The following is a 23,543-nucleotide window of genomic DNA, read 5'->3' as shown; positions in this document are numbered from 1 at the left end:
CGCTCCGGCGCTAGCCGGGCTGTTCGCCCGCCATCGCGGCGATCAGGCTGTTGGGCCGCATATCGGTCCAGTGCCGATCGACGTATTCGAGGCAGTCCGATCGATCGCCCTCGTGCACCGACTGCCACCCGTCCGGCACCGGCGCGAAGTCCGGCCAGAGGGAATGCTGGCCTTCGGAGTTCACGAGCACCGCGAACCGGCCCGCCTCGTCGTCGAAGGGATTGGTGTCGCTCATTCGCCGTCCTTTCCGTCGTTCATCTGCGAAGGCAGCCGATTCCGGTCGGAGCCGGCCAGAGGGGAAACCGCTGTGAGACAACCCGATTCGCCCAGGTGATCTCGGAGCACCGCACCGATCTCGGCCAGTGCGCGGGGTGCGCCCATATCCACATGCGAGCAGGACACGAAGTACTCGCGGACATCGCCGCCGACCAGCTCCCGCCACGGGTCCGCGCCCGCGATCGGAGGTTGCGGCCGTCCCGCTATCGGTGAATCCGGCTCGGTGGCGGTGAAATACAGCAGATCACCGTCGTATCGACCGGGCCGGAATCGATGGCCCATACCGGTCCCGGCGAGATAGCCCGCGTAGAGCCGTTCCACATGCCCGGCATCGAGCGCACCGAACGGCCCCTGCCGCTCGCGCAGCAGTTCGGCGGCGCGTTCGGCATCGACATCCGCCGTCGCCAGACCCGCGTCGCCGAGCAGGGCGGCGAGCAGTTCGCCCGCACTGGGATCGGCGGTCCGCGGTTCGTCGGCGAGCACCCGACTATCCAGCAGTGCCAGCAGATCCACCGTCTCCCCCGCCGCCCGCAGCCGAACGGCGATCTCGTAGGCGATCAGGCCGCCCAGCGACCAACCCAGCAGGTGATAGGGGCCGTGCGGTTGTACGCCCCGCAGCTCGCGAATATAGCGCTCGGCGAGCTCCTCGACGGTGTCGAGATCGGTGACATCCTCGCTCAGGTGCGGCAGTTGCAGACCGTACATCGGCCGCTCCGGCTCGATATGCGGGAGCAGCCCGGTGTACGTCCACGCCACACCGCTGGCCGAATGCACGCAGAACAGCGGTGGCAGCGAACCGTTCTCGCGCAGCGGCAGCAGTGGGCGCAGGGTCGCGTCCACCGCGAGCCGGGAGCCGGTGGCCGGGTCCATGACCCGAGCGGCGATCCCCGCCGGGGTGGGGTCCAGGAACAGCGCCTGCATGGGCAGATCGATACCGCAGCGCTCCCGGATGGCCGCCACCAATCGTGTTGCCAGCAGCGAGTTTCCACCGAGCTCGAAGAAGCCGTCATCGGCGCCGACCCGATCCAGGCCCAGGGTGGCGGCGAAGGCGGCGCACACCAGCTCCTCGGCCGCGCTCGCCGGGGCACGGAAGCTGTTCGCGGCGAGCAGTTCCGGCTCCGGCAACGCGGTCCGATCGAGCTTTCCGCCGGGGGTCAGCGGCAGCGTCTCCAGCAGCGTGATCGCCTGCGGCACCATATATCCCGGCACCAGCGCGGCGACGTGCCGGCGCAGTTCCGCCACGGTCGGCGCGGCCTCGGTGACACAGCAGACGTAGGCGGCCAGAATGGTCGCACCGCTGGCCGTCTCGTGGCCGATGGTGGTCGCCGCCCGCACCCCCGGATGCGCGACGAACGCGGCGTCGATCTCGCCGAATTCGATACGGAATCCACGGATCTTCACCTGGTCGTCGCCGCGGCCGAGGTACTCCAACTCCAGACCGTTCGGCCGGGACAGCCAGCGCACCAGGTCACCGGTCCGGTACATGCGCTCACCGGGCCGTCCACCCGGATTGGCGACGAAACGCGCGGCGGTCAGCGCGGGCCGGCGGTGATAGCCACGCGCCAGCGCGTGTCCTGCCAAATACAATTCGCCGGGCACCCCGACCGGCACCGGGCGCAGACGGCCATCGAGCACCATCAGACCGAAGCCGCGCAGCGGAGCTCCGATGGTCACCGGCGCACCGGCCCGCAGCGGCGAACTGATCGCCGCCGCCACGGTCGCCTCGGAGGGACCGTAGGCATTGAGCATGGTGCGCCACGGCGCGCCCGCGGTCCAGCGTTCGACGAGTTCGGGTCCGGTGCGATCGCCGCCGACCATGATCATCTCGAGGTCGTCGAGCGCATCCGGCTCGACCGTGGCCAGCGCCGCCGGTGTCACGAAGGCATGGGTGATCTGCTCGACCCGCAGCAGTTCCCGCAGGTCCGCACCGCCGTACACCCGGGTATCGGCGATCACCAGCGTGGCAGCGGATCCCAGCGCGAGCAGGATCTCGAGAATCGTGGCATCGAAGCTCGGCGAGGCGAAGTTCAGCACCCGGGAACGCCCGGTGACACCACCGCGGTTGAGCAGTTCGGAGGTGAAGTCGGCCAGACCCGCGTGGGTGACGCTCACGCCCTTGGGCTCACCGGTGGATCCGGAGGTGTAGATCAGATACGCCGGATTGTCCAGGCGCGGTTGCCCGCACCGCTCGGCGGGTGACAGTGGCGCGTCCGAATGCGACCGCACCTCGCCGAGGAAGCCCGGATCGTCGAGCACCAACCACCGCGGCCCCTCCGGCAGCCTGTCCCGGCAGCGCATGGCGGTCACACCGATGCGCGCCCCGGAATCGGTGAGCATATGTTCCTTGCGCCGGTCGGGGTACTCCGGATCCACCGGGACGAACGCCGCACCGGTCTTGAGCACCGCCAGCATGGCCCGAATCGACTCCAATGAGCGCGGAATACCAAGGGCTACATACGATTCCGGACCCACACCGTGCGAAAGCAGGACTCGCGCCAACCGGTTGGTGGCACGATCGAGCTGGTCGTAGGTCATCTGCAGCTCACGATCACAGATGGCGACCGTGCTCGGCGCGGTGGCCGCCGCGGCGGCGAACAGTGCCGGGAAGGTCTGCGGCGCTGTCGATTCCGGACCTCGGACCGGCAGCAACGCCCGAAGCTCCGGTGGTTCCAGCAGATCCAGATCGCCCACGGCGGTCGCCGGATCCGAGATCGCGGCGGTGAGCACCCGGACGTAGCGCTGACACAGACGCTCGGCGCTCTCCGCGTCGAAGAGGTCGGTGGCGTAGGTCAGGGTCAGCCCGATGCCGTCCGGAACACCGTCCGCGGCATGGGATTCGGTGAGGGTGAACTGCAGATCGAACTTCGCCACCTCGAACTCCGGATCCTCGGCGACGGCCGTGACCCCGGCCAGTCGCGGCAGTTCCGGCACCGTGTTGTGCACCGACAGCATCACCTGGAACAGCGGGTGATGCGCGGCCGAACGCGTCGGATCCAGCGCCTCCACCAGCCGCTCGAACGGAATGTCGGCGTGTGCGAAGGCATCCAGGTCGGTTTCGCGGACCGCGTCGAGCAGTTCGGAGAAGGAAGCGCCGACGGTGACCGGGGTGCGCAGCACCAGGGTGCCGACGAACATTCCGACCAGCGCGTCGAGCTGCGGGTCGACCCGGCCACCGATCGGGGTGCCCACGATGACGTCCTCGGTGCCGCCGAGCCTGCCCAGCAGCACCGCCAGCACCGCGTGCAACACCATGAAGACGCTGACACCGTGCCAGCGCGCCAGTTCGATCAACTCGTCGTGCAGCGCCGCGTCGATCCGGGCGAACACCGACGCGCCATGCTGGGACGGGACCGCCGGGCGCGGCCGATCCATGGGCAGGGTGAGGCAGTCCGGGGCGTCGGCGAGTTTGCCGGTCCAGTACGCCAGCTGGCGGGCGGCCGGGCTCTGCGGATCATCGGCACTGCCGAGCACCGCATGCTGCCAGAGGCTGAAATCGGCGTATTGCACCGGCAGCGCGGCCCATTCGGGCGCACCACCGGCGTGCCGCGCCGCATAGGCCAGCGCCAGATCCGCCGCGAGCGGTGCGGCCGAGGCGCCGTCGGCGGCGATGTGGTGCATGACCAGAACCAGCACATGCTCGTCCGGAGCGATCCGCAGCACCTCGGCGCGTACCGGAATCTGCTGTGTCACATCGAATCCCAGACTGATGAACTCGCCGATGACGGCGCGCACCGCGGTGGCGGCGATATCGCGCAGTGGCACCGGCAATGCCGCATCCGCCACCGCCAGCACCACCTGGTGCGGCCCATCCGCATCCGACGGGAATACGGTGCGCAGCGCCTCATGGCGTGCGACCACATCCGCGACCGCCTGCCGCAGGGCGGGGGCGTCCAGATCACCGCGCAACCGCAACACCAACGGGATGTTGTACGCACCAGAGGCGGTATCGAAGCGGTTGAGCAGCCACAGGCGCTGCTGCGCCGCCGAGAGCGGCACCCGCTCCGGACGCGGACCGGCGATCAGCGCGGGGCGGTCCGAACCCCCGGCACCGAGCACGCGCTCGAGGGCCGCGCCCAATTTCTCCGGTGTCGGATGCTCGAATACGGCCCGCACCTCGAGCCGGCAGCCCGACAGCGCGGCGATCCGCCCCACCAGCTGGATGGCCGAGAGCGAATTGCCGCCGAGGTCGAAGAAGCTGTGGTCGGCGCAGATTCGCTCACGGCCGACCACCTCGGCCATGGCCGTGGCCACCAGTATCTCGGCGGGAGTCCGCGGCGCCCGGCCGGTGTCGATGACCGTCCAGGTCGGTGCGGGCAGCGCTCGCCGATCCAGTTTTCCGTTGGGCGAGAGCGGAATCGAGTCCAACATGACGAAGACCGAGGGCACCATATGCGCCGGGAGCCGCTGGGCGGCGACATCATGCAGTACGCGAGCCGCGGGCGACTGCCCGTCCAGCGCCACCACATAGCAGACGATATGCGCCCGGCCCGCCTCGTCATCGCGAACCTCGGTGTGCGCGAAGCGAACTCCCTCGCAGGCCGCGATGGTCGCGGTGATCTCACCCAGTTCGACGCGGAAGCCCCGCACCTTGACCTGGTCGTCGGCGCGGCCGGCGAAGACCAACTCGCCCTCGGCGTTCCAGCGCACCAGATCACCGGTGCGGTACATCCGCTCACCGGTGTCACCGAAGGGATTGGCCACGAACCGCTCGGAGGTCAGCGCGGGCCGACGGTGATAGCCCTGCGCCAATCCGATTCCGCCGACATACAGTTCGCCGATCACACCCGGCGGAACCGGGCGCATGCGCGCGTCGAGCACCACCGCGGTCACCCCGCGCATCGGGCGGCCCAGCACGATCGGCCGCTCCGGGCGCATGGGGTCGGAGAAGGTGGTGGCGATGGTCGCCTCCGACGGCCCGTACCCGTTCACCAGGTCGCGATCTCGGCCCCACTGTTCGACCAGCTCCCGATCGAAGGCCTCACCACCCACCACCATGGTGCGCGCCCGGGGCAGCGGCCAGCGGTCCGCGTCCATACTGGCCAGCGCGGCCGGGGTGATCACCACATGGGTCACCCCGCGCCGATCGATCAGTTCGGCCAGCGGATCGCCGCCGTACACATCGATCGGCACGATCACCATCGTCGCGCCCGCGGACCAGGCCAGCAGCAACTCGAGCACCGCCACGTCGAAGCTCGGCGAGGCCAGATGCAGTGTCCGCGAGGCACGCTGGACGTCGAACAGATCGCGTTGCACCTCGGCGCAGTTGAACAGACCCCGATGGGTGACGGCAACGCCCTTGGGCAGGCCGGTGGACCCGGAGGTGTAGATGACGTAGGCGATATCGTCCAGCCGCGGGGCGCGCGCGAGCTCGCGGTCGGACAGCGGTGTGGCGGCCAACTCCTCGTCCGTGTCGACGCGCATCCATTCGATGCCGAGGTCGGTCGGCAACGCCGCGGCATTCGCGGGCACGGTGAGACCGAAGCGCACCGCGGAATCGGTGAGCATATGCCGGATCCGATCCATCGGATGGCGCACATCGACCGGCAGGAACGCCGCACCGGTCTTGGCGATGGCCAGGGTGCCCACCACCGACTCCACCGACCTGGCCAGACCCAGCGCGACCACCTCGCCCGGACCGACGCCGTGCCGGATCAGCATGCGCGCCAAACGATTCGACCACGCGTCCAGCTCACCGTAGGTCAGTGTCCCGGCGTCGGTGACCAGCGCCGGGTGATCCGGTGCCACGACGCGCGCGAACAGCTCCGGCAAGGTGATCGACGCCGCCGCCCGCGCACCCCGCGCCGGGGCCAATACCGAACGCTCCCAGGCGGACAGCACATCCGCGTCCCCGACGGCCCGGGCCGGTTCGCTCAGTACGGCCGTGAGCAGGCGTACGAAGCGGCGACCGAGCCGATCGGCGGTCGCGGTGTCGAACAGATCGGTCGCGTAGGCCAGGCACATCTCGACACCGTCCGGATCCCCCTGCGGGGTCCGCGCTTCGGTGAAGGTGAACTGCAGATCGCACTTGGCCAGACCGGGATCGACGGGGAACGCCTCCACCGCGACCTCGGGCAGCCGCACCGTGGGCGTTCCCATATTGGTCAAGGACAGGCTGACCTGGAACAGCGGATGATGCGCGGTCGAGCGGACCGGATTGAGCACCTCGACCAGTCGCTCGAAGGGCAGGTCGGCGTGCGCGAAGGCATCGAGATCGCATTCGCGCACCGCCTCCAGCACCTCGACGAAGCTGGCGCCCGGATCGATCCGGGTGCGCAGTACGAGGGTGCCGACGAACATGCCGATCAGCTCGTCCAGGTCCGCGGCGCCGCGCCCGGCCACCGCCGTACCGATCGCGACATCACCGCTGCCGCTGGTGCGGGAGATGAGCACCGCGAGCACCGCGTGCAACACCATGAACACGGTGACATCGTGCGTTCGCGCCGAATCTACAAGGCGGGCATGGGTTTCGGCGTCGATACGCACCGAGGTGGTGGCGCCCCGATGCGAGGCCACCACCGGGCGCGGTCGGTCGGTCGGGAGTTCCAGGCACTCCGGCAGATCCGCCAGGCAGCGCGTCCAGTAGTTCAGCTGCGCGGCGGTCACGCTCTCCGGATCGTCTTCGCTGCCCAGCAGTTCCCGCTGCCACACACTGAAATCCGCGTACTGCACCGGCAGTGCCGACCACCCCGGCGCACCGCCCGCACAGCGCGCCGCGTAGGCCGTGGTGAGATCCCGGGCCAGCGGTGTCAGCGACCAACCGTCGGCGGCGATGTGATGGATCACCACGACGAGCACATGGTCGTCGAGCCCGACGCGCAGCAGCGTCGCGCGGATCGGAATCTCCAGTGCCAGGTCGAATCCCGCCTGTGCCACCTCGAAAGCATCGGCGTCCACCGTGCGCGGACTGGAGACGATGCGCGTGAACGGCACATCGGGTTCGTCCAGCACCACCTGATGCGGACCCGCCGCGTCCTCGGGGAACAGGGTCCGCAGTATCTCGTGGCGGGCGACCACATCCAGGACCGCCTGCCGCATGGCGTCGGCGTCGAGGCTGCCGACCAAGCGCAGACCCAGCGGGATGTTGTAGGTCGCCGCGCCCTGATCGAAGCGGTTCAGGAACCAGAGTCGCTGCTGGGCAAGGGATAACGGAACGCGCGCGGGCCGCGAACCGCCGGTCAGCGCGGGGCGGTCGACTGCCGACGCACCGGACTCGGCGTCCAGCAGCCGTGCCAGTTCGGCCGGGGACGGATGCTCGAAGATCGCGCGCACCGGGAGCTGATAGCCACTGGCCGTGGCGATCCGCGCGACCAGCTGTGTCGCCGAGAGCGAATTGCCGCCCAGATCGAAGAAGCCCTGGTCGGCGTAGACCGCGTCATGCCCGAGCAACTCGGCCATCACCGTCGCTACCAGTCTCTCATTGGGTGTGTGTGGCGCGCGTCCGCGCGCGACCGTGCCCCAAGCGGGTTCGGGCAGCGCGCGCCGGTCCAGTTTTCCATTGGGCGACAAGGGAATCGACTCCAACGGCACGAACACCGCGGGCACCATATGCGCGGGCAGTCGCTCCGCCGCGACGGCGCGCAGGTGGGCGAGGTCGAGCGGTGTACCCGGCGTCTGCGGTACGACGAAGCAGACGATGGCCGGACGCCCCGCCGCGTCCGCGCGGATCTCGGTGTGGGCGAAGCCGATTCCCTCGGCGGCGGCGATCACCGCGGTGATCTCGCCGAGTTCGATGCGGAAGCCGCGAATCTTCACCTGATCATCACTGCGGCCGACGAAGACGAGCTCCGCGGCGCGCGTCCAGCGCACCACATCGCCGGTGCGGTACAGCCGCTCCCCCGGCAGTGCCGCGTAGGGATTGGCCACGAAACGATGCGCGGTCAACCCCGGCCGCGCATGGTAGCCGCGCGCCAAACCCTCACCGGCGATGTAGAGATCACCGGCCACACCCGGCGGGACCGGTCGCAACCGCTCATCGAGCACCACGACGGCGGTACCGCGAATCGGGCCGCCCAGGACCACCTGATCGGCGGCGCGCAGCGGTTGGGAGATCGCGCTCATGATGGTCGTCTCGGTGGGCCCGTAACCGACGTGCAGGGCGCGACCCGCGGCCCAGCGCGCCACCAACTCCGCGCCGACCGCCTCACCGCCCACGGTGAGCGAGCGCAGCCGCGGCAGCGGCCACCGCCCGGCGTCGATGCTGGCCAGCGCCGCCGGGGTGAGGAAGGCGTGCGTCACGCCCTCCCGATCCAGCAGCGCGGCGAGTTCGTCGCCGCCGTAGACATCGGGCGGCACGATGATCACGGTCGCGCCCGCACACCAGGCGAACAGCAGTTCCAGCACCGAGGCGTCGAAGCTCGGTGACGCGAAATGCAGTGTCCGGCAGGAGGAGTCGACTCCGTAGCGGGCACGCAGTTCGGCGGCGAACCCGGCCAGACCACGATGGGTGACCGCCACACCCTTGGGCACACCGGTGGACCCGGAGGTGTAGATGACGTAGGCGATATCGTCGATCCCCAGCCAGCGGCGCCGATCCGAATCCACCAGCGGCGCGGCGGATTCGAACTCCTCCAGCGCGGCGAGGGTGACGCGGTTCAGCGATGCGGGCAGCGCCTCGGCATCGGCGTCGGTGGTAATGCCCAGTCGCGCAGCGGAGTCGGCGAGCATATGGGTGATCCGCTCGGCCGGATAGCGGATATCGATCGGTACGAAGGTGGCGCCGGTCTTGGCGACCGCCACCGTGGCCAGCACCGACTCCGCCGAGCGCGGCAGGCCGAGCGCGACGACATCTCCCGGGCCGACGCCACGCGCGATGAGCGCTCGGGCGATCCGATTTGATCGATCATCGAGCTCGCCATAGCTCAGCGAGCCCGAATCCGCTACCAGCGCAGTGGCTTCGCGATCGACGGCGGCCGCGGTGAACACCTCCGGCAGGGTGGCCGGAACCGCCGCCTGCCCACCGCGTGCCGGAACCAAGGCGGCGCGCTCGGACGCCGACAGCAGCTCGATATCGCCCACCGGAAGGTGCGGTCGGCCGGTCACCCCGGACAGCAGCCGCACGAACCGCGCACTCAACCGCTCCGCCGTCTCGGGCTCGAACAGATCGGTCGCATAGGTCAGGCGCACTTCGATACCGTCCGGATCGCCCTGCGCACTGTGGAATTCGGTGAAGGTGAAGTGCAGATCGAATTTGGCGATCTCGAGCGCGATCTCCTCGACGCTCACCCGCACGCCGTCCAGTCGCGGCGGTTCGGGCATGGCGTCCTGCACCGACAGCATGACCTGGAACAGGGGATGGTGCGCCGTGGAGCGCACCGGGTCCAGGGCCTCGACCAACCGCTCGAACGGAATCTCCGCGTGCGCGAAGGCATCCAGGTCGTGATCGCGCACCGTCGCCAGCAACTCGCTGAACGAGGCGGCCCGATCGACCTCGGTCCGCAGGGCGAGCGTACCGGCGAACATGCCGATCAGCGGGTGCAGCCGGGCATCGGCGCGACCGGAGATCGGGGTGCCGACGGTGACGTCACCGGTGCCCGACAACCGCGCCAGCAGGACCGCCGACACCGCGTGCAGCACCATGAACAGACTGGCATCGTGATCACGGGCCAGGCGCGACAGCGCCGCGTGTGACGCACCGTCCAGTCGGGTCGAGACCGTCGCACCGCGCTGGGTTCGCTGGGTCGGGCGGGGCAGATCGGTGGGCAGTTCCAGGCATTCGGGAATACCGGCCAGCCGCTGGGTCCAGTACCGCAGCTGCCGCGCCGCGAGACTGTCGGCAGCGTCCTCGTCACCGAGCAATTCGCGTTGCCAGACACTGAAATCGGCGTACTGCACCGGCAGTTGGGTCCACTCGGGCGACCGGCCCGCGCGGCGCGCGGCATAGGCGGTCGCCAGATCCGTGGCGAGCGGAACCGCGGATCCACCATCCGCGGCGATATGGTGCAGCACCACCACGAGCACATGATCGCGCTCGTCCACGCGCAACAACTCCGCCCGCACGGGCGGTTCGCTCGCCAGCTCGAATCCGCGAGCGGCGGACTCGCACAACCGATCAGCGACCTGATCGGCGGTCAGCTCGACCACCGGCAGTGCGAGGCCCGCCTCGACCGCGCTCGCCGTCATCGGCAGTACGAGCTGGTGCGGGCCGTCGGCGTCGCGCGGGAAGACGGTGCGGAGCGATTCGTGCCGGTCGATCACATCGCGCAGGGCGGCACCGAGCGCGATCGGATCGAGCGCACCGTGCAGGCGCAGCGCCACCGGGATGTTGTACGCGCCCGAATCGGTGTCGAACCGATTGAGGAACCACAGTCGCTGCTGGGCGGGCGAGAGCGGAATCCGCTCGGGACGCCGCACCGCGGACAGGTCCGGCAGGCCCGGATCATCCTGTGCCAGCAGCTCGTCCACGACGCGCGCCAGCTCCTCGGGGGTGGGGTGCTCGAAGACCGCGCGCACGCCGATCCGGCGGCCGGTCCGGGCGGCGAGCAGCGCCACCAGCCGGGTCGCCGAGAGCGAGGTGCCGCCGAGTTCGAAGAAGTCGTGGTCGGCGCAGACCCGTGCCTGCCCGATCACCTCGGACATGGCGGATGCCACCAATATCTCACTCGGAGTGCGCGGTTCCCGCCCCTCGCCGAGTTCCCAGCCGGGCTCCGGCAGTGCGCGCCGATCGAGTTTTCCGCTGGGCGAGAGCGGGATCGTCGCCAGTGCGACGACGGCCGTGGGCACCATATAGCCCGGCAGCTCTCGCGCCGCCGCCGCGCGCACCGCCCGCACATCCGGCTCCGCCGACCCGGTGGGCACGACATAGCTGACGATGCGCGGTGTCCCCGCCGTATCATGCCGGATCTCGGTGTGCGCGAAGCGGATTCCCTCCATGCCCGCGATCACCGTGCTGATCTCACCGAGCTCGATCCGGAAACCACGGATCTTCACCTGGTCGTCATCGCGACCGACGAAGACCAGATCGCCGTCGGCGGTCCAGCGCACCACATCACCGGTGCGGTACATCCGCTCCCCCGGCACGGCCGCGAACGGGTTGGCCACGAAGCGCGCCGCGGTGAGATCGGCGCGGCCCAGGTATCCGCGCGCCAGGCCCGCGCCCGCGACATACAGCTCACCCGCCACACCCACCGGCACCGGCCGCAGCCTGGTGTCGAGCACGGCCAGCGCGGCGCCTCGAATCGCGCGGCCGAGCACCACCTGCCCGCGCGGAGCGAGAGCGTGCGAGATGACCGGGGCGACAGTCGCTTCCGAGGGTCCGTAGGCATTGAACATGGCCCGGCCCACGGCCCATTTCGCGACCAGATCCGCGCCGACCGCCTCGCCGCCGACCACCAGGGCGCGCAGCTCCGGCAGTTCCCAGCGGGTGATATCGATACTGGCCAGCGCCGCGGGGGTGATGAAGGCGTGCGTCACCGACTCGAATTCCATCAGCACCGCGAGTTCGTCGCCGCCGTACACCTCGGCGGGGATCACCACCATGGTCGCACCGGAGCACCAGGCCAGCAGCAACTCCAGCACCGAGGCGTCGAAGCTGGGCGAGGCGAAGTGCATGGTCCGGCTCCGCGCGTCCAGCCCGTAGCGGTCGCGCTGTTCGAGGGCGAACGCGGCCAGGCCACGATGCGGTACGGCAACGCCCTTGGGCACACCGGTGGAGCCCGAGGTGTAGATGACGTACGCGACATCGTCGACGGACAATGCCCGTGAGCGATCCGAATCCGTCACCGGCGCAGCCGATTCGCCCACCGCCACCTCATCCACCAGCCGCCAGCTCACCGCCGGATCAGCGGGCAGCAGCTCCCGGTCGGTCGCGGTGGTCAGGCCCATGCGCACACCGGAGTCGGTGAGCATATGCCGGATGCGGTCGGCCGGATGCCGAACGTCCACCGGCAGGTAGGCGGCGCCGGTCTTGGCGACCGCGAGCGTGGCGACCACCGATTCCACCGATCGGGCCAGGCCCAATGCGACGATCTCGCCCGGACCCGCACCGTGCGCGATCAGCGTGCGCGCCAAGCGATTCGACCATTCGTCGAGTTCGCGATAGGTGATGGACCGGCCCGGAGTGACCATCGCGGGGTGATCGGGATCGGCCATCGCCGAGGCGAAAAGCTCCGGCAGGGTGAGCACGGTATCGGCGACGGGCCCCCGCACCGGGGCCAGCGCCAGCGACTCCGCCGCGGTGATGAACTCCAGATCGCCTACGGCGGTGCGTGGTTCGGCCACGGCCGCGGCCAGCGTGCGCAGGAAGCGGCGGCTCAGCTCGGTCGCGGTGTCCGCGTCGAACAGATCGGTGGCGTAGGTGAGGCACAGCTCGAGTCCGGCTCCCGCCGCCGCGGGGGTGAAGGCGAATTGCAGATCGAACTTCGCCACCGTGGAGTCGACCTGCCCGATCGCGACCTCGAGGCCCGGCAGCCGCGGTGACACCGAGGCGAAGTCGTCCACGGAGAGACTGACCTGGAACAGCGGATGATGCGCGGTCGTGCGCACCGGATTGAGCACCTCGACCAGTCGCTCGAAGGGAATATCGCTGTGCGCGAACGCGTCCAGATCCTGATCGCGGACCTCGCGCAGCAATTCGACGAAGGGCGTGCGCACATCGACGGCCGTCCGCAGCACCACGGTGCCGACGAACGCGCCGATCAGGTGATCCAGCTCCGGTTCGCCGCGGCCGCCGACCGCGGTCCCGACCGCGATATCGGTACCGCCCCCGAGCCGCGCCAGCAGTACCGCCAGCGCGGCGTGCAGCACCATGAACTCGCTGGCTCCGTTGCTCCGAGCCAATGCCGTTACCCGGGTGTGCAATTCGGTGTCCACCCGGAGCCGGACCGAGTCGCCACGCAGGGTCGCGACGGCCGGACGTTGCCGATCCGCGGGCAGTTCGATGCAGTCCGGCAGACCCGACAGGCGCGTGCGCCAGTACCCGAGCTGTTGTGCGGCAAGGCTGTTCGGATCATTCTCATCGCCGAGCAGCTCCTCTTGCCAGAGCGCGAAGTCCGCGTACTGCGCCGGCAATCCGGTCCACTCCGGGGCGTGCCCGGCCAGGCGGGCGGTATAGGCGGTCTGGAGATCGGCGACGAGCGGAGCCAGCGATGAGCCGTCCATGGCGATGTGGTGCACCACCAGCAGCAGCGCGTACTCCTCACCCCAGGTGCGCAGCAGGACCGCCCGCAGCGGAATCTGGGTGCTGAGGTCGAAGCCGTCCGCGGCCGCGACCTCGATATGCAGGGCGACCTCGAGCGGTGAGGATTTGAGCGGCTCCAGCACCGACGACACCTCGTCGACGGGGAGCACCACCTGGTGTGGTCCCTGCTCGTCCTGCGGGTATACGGTGCGCAGAATCTCGTGCCGGGCAAGCACATCCGCGAGCGCGGCGGCCAGGGCGGCTTCGTCCAGGGCGCCGCGCAGGCGAACATCGATCGCGATGTTGTAACCGCCCGAACTGGTGTCGAGCTGATTGAGGAACCACAGTCGCCGCTGCGCCGAGGAGAGCGGCAGGCGCGCGGGTCGCGGCTGCGCGCCCAGTCGCGGCCGATCCGCGGCCTCCGCACCGGCGGCCGCGTCCAGCAGCCGCGCCAGACCCTCCGGCGTCGGATGCTCGAAGACCTCGCGAACCGCGAGCCGGTGCCCGCCGACGGCGGCGATCCTGGAGACCAACTGGGTGGCCGAGAGTGAGTTACCACCCAGATCGAAGAAGCTGTGATCGGCGCAGACCCGATCGTGCCCGAGCACGCGCGCCATCTCGGCGGCCACCATGGCCTCGGTGCGGGTGGCCGGCTCGCGGCCCTCGGTGCCGAGATCCCACACCGGTGCGGGCAGTGCTCGGCGGTCCAGTTTTCCGCTGGGCGACAAAGGAATCGACGCCAGCGGTACGACCGCGGAGGGCACCATATGGGCGGGCAGCCGGGCGGCGGCCAGCGCCCGCAGCGCCCTGGTGTCGAGTTCGCCGTCCGTGCCGAGCACATAGCTCACGATGTGCGCGCGGCCGGCCTCGTCGTGGCGAACCTCGGTGTGCGCGAATCGAACTCCGTCGAGTCCGGCGACAACCGCGGTGATCTCACCCAATTCGATACGGAAGCCACGCACCTTCACCTGATCATCGCCGCGACCGACGAAGACCAGTTCGCGCTCGCCGGTCCAGCGCACCAGATCGCCGGTGCGGTACAGGCGTTCGCCCGGGGTACCGAACGGGTCCGCGATGAAGCGCGCGGCGGTCAGGCCGGGCCGGGCGATATAGCCGCGGGCCAGGGCGGCTCCGCCGATGTACAGCTCACCGACCACACCCACCGGAACCGGGCGCAGACGGCTGTCCAGCACCACCAGTTCCGCACCCCGGATCGGTCCGCCCAGGACGATTCGCCGGTGCGGTGCGAGGGTATTCGAGACAGCGACCGCGATGGTGGCCTCGGAGGGGCCGTAGGCATTGAACACGCGGTGCTCGACCGCCCAGCGCTCGAGCAGTTCGGGACCGACCGCCTCACCGCCGACGATCAGACTCCGCAGCTCGGGCAACGCCCGCGCGCCCGCGTCCAGGCTGGCCAGCGCCGCCGGGGTGAGGAACGCGTGCGTGATGCGCTCGCGTTCGAGCAGTTCGGCCAATTCGTCACCGCCGTACACCTGCGGCGGGACGATCACCACGGTGGCGCCCGCGCACCACGCGAGCAGCAGCTCGAGCACCGATGCGTCGAAGCTCGGTGAGGCGAAAAGCAGTGTCCGCGCGCCAGATTCGACACCGAAGCGGTCTGCCATGGTCCGCGCGAAGTTGGCCAGACCGGCGGCGGTGACGGCCACGCCCTTGGGCGTTCCGGTCGATCCGGAGGTGTAGATCAGGTACGCGGTATGCGCGATACGCGATGGTGCGATCCGATCCGCGTCGGTGACCGGACCGTCCGGTAATGCCGCGACGGCCGCGGCGGTCTCCGCATCGTCGAGTACCAGCCAGTGCACGCCCGCATCGGGCAATTCGGCGCGGTGCGCACCGATGGTGAGCCCGATCCGGGTACCGGAGTCGGTCACCATATGGTGTTTGCGCGCCGACGGGTAGGCGGGGTCGATCGGCAGGAAGGCCGCACCCGCCTTGGCGACCGCGACCGTCGCGCACACCCAGTCCAGGGTGCGCGGAATACCCAGGGCGACAATATGTTCCGGGCCGACTCCATGCCCGATCAACAGGCGGGCAAGGCGGTTGGAACGGCTGTCGAGTTCGGCATAGGTCAGCTCGCGGTCACCGCAGCGCACCGCGATCGCGGTGGGATCGACCGCGGCGGCGCCGTGGAAGATATCGGCGAGGGTGCCGACCGACGCCGAACCGGGCCCCGAAACCGGTGCCAGCGCGGCGAGTTCGGCGGGGGCCAGCAGTGGGAGGTCGCCGACCTTCACCTCGGGATCGGCGGCCACCGCGGTGAGCACCCGGGTGAACCGCTCGACAATGCTGTCCGCGCTCGCCCGCTCGAACAGATCGGTGGCGTAGGTGAGATTCAGCTCGACGCCCGCGGGATCGCCTTCCGCCCCATGCGATTCGACGAGGGTGAATTCCAGGTCCCACCGTGCCGCATCGGTGGTCAATGCGGTGGTCGCGCAGCGCAATCCGTCCAGCTCCAAAGCGTCCGGCACACTGTTGTGCACCGAGAGCATCACCTGGAACAGCGGGTGATACGCGGCCGAACGGACCGGCTCGAGCACGTCCACGAGACGCTCGAAGGGCAGCTCCGCGCTCGCGAAGGCGTCCAGGTCGGTCTCGCGCACCGCGTGCAGCAGTCGGGTGAAGGACGCTCCGGTGTCGACGGCCGTGCGCAGCACCAGAGTGCCCACGAACATGCCGACCAGATCATCGAGTGCGGGATCGATCCGGCCGGAGACCGGGGTGCCGATGGCCACGTCATCGGTGGCGGCCAGCCGCGCCAGCACGCTCGCCAGCGCCGCGTGCAGCACCATGAACAGGCTCACGCCGTGGCGCTGCGCCATATTCACGAGTGCCGCATGCAGATTCGAGTCCAGCCGGGCGTGAACGCTCGCACCCCGTTGGGAGGCGGTCGCGGGGCGGGGCCGATCGGACGGCAGTTCCAGGCACTCCGGCAGTCCGGCGAGGTGTGCTCGCCAGTACGCGAGTTGACGCGCGGCCGGACTGAGCGGATCGTCCTCGCGGCCGAGCAGATCCTGTTGCCACACAGTGAAATCCGCGAACTGCACCGGCAGCGCGGACCACCGCGGCGAATCACCCCGGCGGCGTGCGGAGTACGCGGTCACCAGATCGGCGGCCAGCGGGGTCAGTGACCAGCCGTCGGCGGCGATGTGATGGACGACCACCACCAGTACGTGCTCGTCCGCGGCCAGGCGCAGCAGCGCGGCGCGCAGCGGCGGTTGGACCGTGAGATCGAAGCCGGCGGCGGCGAACTCGGCGGCGTCGGCAGCCACGGTCGCCGGACCGGATTCCAGCTGTACGAACGGGACCACCGTATGCGGTGGCAACACCACCTGATGCGGGCCGTGCGCGTCCTCCGGGAAGAGGGTACGCAGCACCTCGTGCCGGGTGACCACATCCGCCAGCGCCTGCTCCAGCGCCGGAACATCCAGCGGCCCGGACAGATTCAAACGCGCCGCGATGTTGTATACCCCGGAGTCGGTGTCGAAACGGTTCAGGAACCACAGTCGCCGCTGTGCGGAGGACAGGGCCACCCGCTCCGGACGCGGCCCCGCGATCAGCGCCGGACGGGCCGCACCGGCGGCGGAGCGTTCCAGCAGGCGCGCCAGCGCACCCACCGTCGGCGCCTCGAACAGCGCCCGCACTTCGACCTGGGTGCCCAGCAGACGGCCCAGCCGTCCGGCGACCCTGGTCGCCATCAGGGAGTTGCCGCCGCGCGCGAAGAAGTCGTCGTCGAGGCCGATTCGCGTACCGCCCAGCACCTCCGAGAAGACCTCGGCCACCGCGCATTCGGCGGGGGTGACCGGCGCCCGGAAGCGGGCCGCGGTGAATACCGGCTCCGGCAGTGCCCTGCGATCCACCTTGCCGGTGGCGGTCATCGGCAGTTCGGGCAGCACCATGACGGCGGCGGGAATCATATAGGCGGGCAGCACCGTACCGAGCCGGGCGCGCAGCGCGTCGGGGTCGACGGTATATCCGGGCGCCGAAACCACGTGGGCGACCAGCTGATCGCCGCGATGCGCATCCGAATGCGCCACCACGACCGCGGTTTCGACGCTCGGCTCGGCCAGCAGCGCGGCCTCGATATCGCCCAGCTCGACCCGGAATCCGCGCACCTTCACCTGGAAGTCGGTGCGCCCGTGGTACTCGAGTTCGCCGGAGGCATTCCACGCCGCGAGATCGCCGGTGCGGTACATCCGCTCGCCCGCGCGCAGGGCGAACGGGTCGGGAATGAATCGCTCCGCCGTCAGCCCGCCCCTGCCGATGTAGCCGTGCGCCAACTGAACTCCGGCCAGGTACAGATCACCGACCACTCCGGCCGGCACCGGCCGCAACCGCGCATCGAGCACGTAGACGCGAGAGTTCCACTCCGGTCGGCCGATCGGCACGGTGTCGGTATCGATCTCGTCCACCCGATGCGCGGTGACCGAGACCGCGGCCTCGGTGGGACCGTACAGATTCCACAGCTCTGTATGCGGATTCGCGCGGCGGAATCGTTGGGCGATGGCCGCGGGCAATGCCTCACCGATCGCGAGCACCAACCGGAGGGTGGCGGGCAGTTCGGTCTGCGGGGCGGTGGTCAGGGCCGTCAGCATGGACGGCACCAGATGCAGCACCGATACCCGGCGATCGCGAATCAGCGCGGTCAGATAGGACGGATCCCGATGCCCGTCCGGGGTGGCGATGACGGTCGTACCCCCGGCCAGCATTCCCGACCAGAATTCCCAGACCGACAGGTCGAAGGTGGCGGCGGTCTTCAACAGCACGGTGTCATCGCTGTCCAGACCGAAAGTCTGCTGCTTCCAGAGCAATTGGTTCACCACCGCGCGGTGCGGCACCGCTACGCCCTTGGGGCGGCCGGTGGATCCGGAGGTGAAGATGACATAGGCGGTGTGCTGCGGGCGCAGCGTTGCGATCCGCTCGCGATCCAGTACCGGATACGGCGGCAGCGCGGACAGCGCCGGTGCGTCGATCTCGAGCACCGGAACCGAGGTCCGCGGTAGATCCTTCGCGTCCGAGGAGGTGCTCAGCACGCAACGGGGAGCCGCGGCGGCGAGGATGTACTCCACGCGTTCGGCGGGCTGATCGGGATCGATCGGTACATAGGCGCCACCGGCGACGGTCACCGCGTACATTCCGACCAGCAATTCGACCGACCGGCGGACGGCCAGTGCGACCCGGACCTCCGGACCGACACCGACTGAGATCAGATGGCGGGCAAGTCGATTGACGCGCTCGGAGAATTCCCGGTAGGTCAGCGTCACCGGCTGGGGCGCACCATCGGCGATCAGTGCCACCGCCGAAGGCGTACGTGCGGCCTGCGCCGCGAACAGCGCGGCCAGCGTCTGGCGGGGGTCCACCGGATGTCCGGTGTCGTTCCAGCCGTGCAGGATTCGCTGCCGCTCACCCCGCTCGAGCAGCTCGGCATCGCCGATCGGCCGATCCGGACCGGCGGCCACCTCGGCGAGCAGACGGTTGAGGCGATCGGCGAAACCGGCCACCGTCCCCTGATCGAAAAGATCGGTGGCATAGACGAAATGACCCGTGATACCGGCAGGCGCACCGGATTCGTCATAGTGATCGGTGAGCACCAGCTGCAGATCGAATTGGGCGACGCCGGTCTCGATCTCGCTGCCGCGCACCGTGATTCCGGGCAGCTCCACCTCGATCCGGCCCAGGTTCTGGAAGGAGAAGCCGACCTGCACCAGCGGGTGCCGGGCGGTGGAGCGAACCGGATTCAGCTCCTCCACCAGACGCTCGAACGGCAGCCGCGCGTGTGCGAAGGCCGCGAGGTCGATCTCGCGCTGGCGGGCCAGCAGGGCGTGGAAGGATTCACCGAGGTCCGGGCGGGCCCGGAACACCACGGTATTGACGAACATGCCGATCAATCCGTCCAGCCCCTGCTCACCGCGACCGGCCACGGGGGTGCCGACCGCGATATCGCGACCGCCCGACAGCCGGGCCAGCAGTACCGCGAAGGCCGAGTGCACCGCCATGAACAGCGTCGCGTCGGCCGCGCGGGCCACCCGCAGCAGCTCGGCGTGCACCCGCGCGTCCACCGCGAGCTCGACCTTCGCGCCCCGGAAGGACTGCACCGGGGGGCGCGGCCGATCGTAGGGCAGGGACAGCTCATCGGGCAGCTCCGCGAGCGCGGTCCGCCAGTAATCCAGTTGTGCCGCGGCCGGACTCGACGGGTCCGCGGTATCGCCGAGCGTCTCGGTCTGCCAGAGGCTGTAATCGGCGTACTGCACCGGCAGCGGCGTCCAGTCGGGGGCGTGCCCGATCGAACGCGCCGCATAGGCCCGGGACAGGTCGGCGAAGAAGGGCGCCAGCGACCAGCCGTCACCGGCGATGTGGTGAATCACCACGGCCAGCACATGTTCGCGGTCGCCGGTCCGCAGCAACTCCACCCGCAGCGCCGTCTCGGCGGTCAACTCGAAACCGCGAGAGGCGAAGGCGCGCAAGTGCTCATCGAGCCGCGCCGCGGGCACCTCGGTCGGTGACAGCTCCGCGCTGAACTCGGCGGCGGGCAGAATCACCTGATGCGGACCGTCCGCGCTGTCCGGGAAGACCGTGCGCAGCGGCTCATGCCGCGCGATGAGATCCGCGACCGCCGAACTCAATGCGCCGCAGTCGAGTTCGCCGCTCATGCGCACCGCGAACGGAATGTTGTAGGTGTACGCGTTCGAGTCGAAACGGTTGATGAACCACAGGCGCTGCTGGGCCGGGGAGAGCGGAATGCGGGCCGGGCGCGGGCGCGCCACCAGTTCGGCACCGGCGGATTCGGGCAGCAGCACCGCCACCCGGGCCGCCAGCCCCACCACCGTGGCCTCCTCGAGCACCAGCCGAACCGGTACGGCCACACCGAGTTCCGCACCGATCCGCGCCGCCACCCGGGTCGCGCTCAACGAGTTGCCGCCCAGGGCGAAGAACCCGTCGTCCAAGCCGACGCGGGCGACCTCGAGCACCTCGGCCAGCACCGCGGCCACCGCCCGCTCGGCGGCGGTGTGCGGGGGCCGATAGGCGGCGGTCACCGCGACCGGCGCGGGCAGGGCCCGCCGGTCGAGTTTGCCATTGGCCGTCAGCGGTATCGCCTCGAGCGCCACGAACGCCGCGGGCACCATGTACTCCGGCAGCCGCTGCCCGAGCGCGGTCCGCAGTCGCGAGATATCCAGGGCGACACCGGGTTCGGTGACCGCGTAGGCGACGATATCCGCCTCGCCGGAGTCACCGTGCCGGACGATCACCGCGGCCTGGCGAATATGCTCCTGCGCCAGCAGCGCGGCCTCGATCTCACCGAGTTCGATACGGAATCCGCGCACCTTCACCTGATCGTCCGCGCGACCCAGGTATTCGAGCTCACCGGCCGCGGTCCAGCGGCCGAGGTCACCCGATCGGTACAGGCGCGTACCGGGCGCACCGTAGGGGTCGGCCACGAAGCGCGCCGCGGTCAGTGCGGGCTGTCCGAGATAGCCGCGCGCGAGCTGTTCACCGCAGACGTAGATCTCGCCCCCGACACCGATGGGCGCGGGGCGCAATCGGTTGTCCAGCAACAGAATTCCGAGTCCCGGAAGCGCCCGGCCGATACCGCCGCCACCGGCGGCCGCCGCCGCGCGATCGAGGGCACGGTAGGTGACGTGCACGGTGGTCTCGGTAATGCCGTACATATTGATCAGGCGCGGCGCGGCGGCGCCGTCATGCCGCCGATACCAGTCGGCCAGCCGGCGCGGCTCCAGCTCCTCGCCACCGAAGATGATGTAGCGCAACGACAGTGGCGTCGCCAGCGGATCGAGCTCGGCCTCGATACGGTCGGCCGCCACCAGTTGGGAGAAGGCCGAGGGGGTCTGGTTGAGCACCGTCACACGCTCGCGCCGCAGCAGCGTCAGGAACAACTCGGGCGAGCGTGAGGTCTCGTAGTCGACGACCACCAGGGTGCCGCCGTACAGCAGCGGGCCCCACAACTCCCACACCGAGAAGTCGAAGGCGTAGGAGTGGAACAGGGTCCACACATCACGGTGGTCGAATCCGTAAGCGGCGGCGACATTCCCGAACAGTGTCAGCACATTGGCATGCGGGATCTGCACGCCCTTGGGTCGGCCGGTGGAGCCGGAGGTGTAGATGACGTAGGCGATATTCTCCGGTGCGAGCACGCCGATGCGCTCGGCGGCGGTGATGGGTGCGCCGTTCCCGGCCGGGTCGACGGCCGCCACATCGATGAGCGGCAGCCCGGCCGGGAATCCCGCCGCCAGGGCCGGGGTCGTGATCACGCAGGCGGGGCGCGCATCGCTGAGCATGTAGGCGATGCGGTCCGCCGGATAGGTCGGATCGACCGGCAGATAGCCGCCACCGGTCTTCACCACGGCCAGCAGCGCGATCACCAGATCCAGGGAGCGCGGCAGCGCCACCGCCACCAGCGTTTCGGGGCCGACACCGTGCCCGATCAGCGTGCGGGCCAATCGATTGGCCCGCTCGTCCAGCTCGCGGTAGCTCAGCGCCACCCCCGCGCATGTCACCGCGGTGGCGGTGGCGTGCGCGGCGACGGTCGCGTCGAACAGATCGGCCAGCGTATCCCGGCTGGGCCGGGCCTGCGCCGGGGTCAGCGCCCACTCCCGCAGCACCAGTTCCCGCTCCGCCGGACCCATGACGGTCACCTGCGCCAGCTTCGATTCCGGTGCCGTGCGGAGGAATTCGCCGAGGTAGTCCAGGAATCGGCGGTGGTGGGCGCGCAACTCGTCGACGGTGTAGCGCGCCGGGTTGCCGATGAAATCGATATGCAGCTCACCGGCTCCGGCGCCGTTGTAGATATTGACCGAGAGGTCCTCCACCGGTCCGGTGGACAGCAGATGCATGGTCGCGTCGGCAGATCCGAAGCGAATGCCGTTGTGGAACAGCATGATATTGACGACCGGGCCGAACAAGCTGCGTTGCGCTCCGGCCGCGCCCCGGTCACGCTGCATATCCTCGTGCCGGTAGCGCTGATGGCGCAGAGCGTCGCGAATGCTCGGGTCGACCGTGCCGACCAGTTCGGCCACGGTGGTATCGGCGGCGATCTCGACGCGTACGGGTACCACATTGGAGACGTACCCCGCCGACATGCGCAGTTCGGGAGTGGTGCGGGCGGTCACCGGCAGGCTGAGGGTGACCTCGGTACGGCCGGTGACCGCGGCCAGGTAGGCGGCCACACCGGCGGTCAGCAAGGCCGGGCGGGAGGCGCCGAATCGTTCCCGGACCGAATCGAGTTCGGCGCTGCGGGCCGGATCCAGCACACCGCTCTCGATCCAGCGATCGGTCTCGGCGGGACCGTAGTGGTCGCTGAGGCTGAAGATCGAGCCGATGGCATTCATGCGGCCGCGCCAGTACCGCTGGTCCTCGGCGAAATCGGGCGAATTCCGATAGGCGCGTTCGGATTCGTAGATGGAGTGCAGATCGCCCGCGGCCGTCGGGCTCGGCGGTACGCCATCGGTGAGCGCGTTGTAGTGCTCGGCGATGCGCGCCACGAGCAGCATCGCGCCGTACCCGTCGATGGCGATGTGGTGCATCTTCGCGTACCACAGGTATTCGCTCTCGCCGGTCCGCAGCACCGCGCTGCTGAACAGGCGCGCGCCGAGCAGCGGAATCGGGACGGCGGCATCACGACGCATCCAGGTCATGGCGGCCGCGTGCGGCTCATCGCAGGAACGGAAGTCGTGCCGTGCGATATCGACCGGTTCGTCCGGTCCCACCAGCTGACGCGGGGTTCCGTCCACCTCCACAATGCGCAATCGAAGGCTCTGCAAATCATCAGCACACAGACGCATGGCGTGCGACAGCCGCGCGACATCGAAGTCTCCGTGGATCGCGACGTACTGCGCGACCGTCAGCGGCCGGTCAGGCGCGATATGTTGCGCGTTCCATATCCCAATTTGCGCTTCGGACAAGGGAAAAGAGAAGACGGTGTCCGATGCGTCACGACCTGCGGGCTCCGAGGTCAGTGCGGTCATCAAAACACTCCAATCGCCGAGAGAGGATATGGACGGTGCCCCTAGGGCATGCAGCAACATTTCTGCAAAGCTCCAGAGGGAGTCGTCCAGACCAGGCGGCCGGATTGGTCAGATTGCGAAATCTTTTGGAGAACCAGTCAATTCGGACAATTGGC

Annotated in this window: 2 protein-coding genes; both read right to left on the bottom strand. The window is 69.5% G+C overall.

What is annotated here, in order from left to right; all coding sequences use genetic code 11:
- Nucleotides 1-10: 10 nt before the first annotated feature.
- Nucleotides 11-235, bottom strand: coding sequence for an MbtH family protein (locus OHB26_RS27325; RefSeq protein WP_330180112.1), 225 nt, complete (start codon nucleotides 233-235; stop codon nucleotides 11-13).
- Nucleotides 232-23,388 carry a non-ribosomal peptide synthase/polyketide synthase gene (locus OHB26_RS27320; RefSeq protein WP_330180111.1) on the bottom strand — a complete coding sequence of 7,719 codons (23,157 nt, stop codon included), beginning with the start codon at nucleotides 23,386-23,388 and terminating at the stop codon, nucleotides 232-234. Before OHB26_RS27320 ends, OHB26_RS27325 begins: the two co-directional genes overlap by 4 nt.
- Between the last annotated feature and the right edge of the window lie 155 nt (nucleotides 23,389-23,543).

It is taken from the genome of Nocardia sp. NBC_01503, assembly GCF_036327755.1.
Lineage (GTDB): Bacteria > Actinomycetota > Actinomycetes > Mycobacteriales > Mycobacteriaceae > Nocardia.
The sequence above is the reverse complement of the archived record's forward strand: the minus strand, read 5'-3'. Positions and strand labels throughout refer to the sequence as shown.

What these genes read in the sequence shown, in the direction of transcription:
- OHB26_RS27325 (WP_330180112.1), bottom strand. Translation starts at nt 235, where the DNA reads ATGAGCGACACCAATCCCTTCGACGACGAGGCGGGCCGGTTCGCGGTG.
- OHB26_RS27320 (WP_330180111.1), bottom strand. Translation starts at nt 23,388, where the DNA reads ATGACCGCACTGACCTCGGAGCCCGCAGGTCGTGACGCATCGGACACC.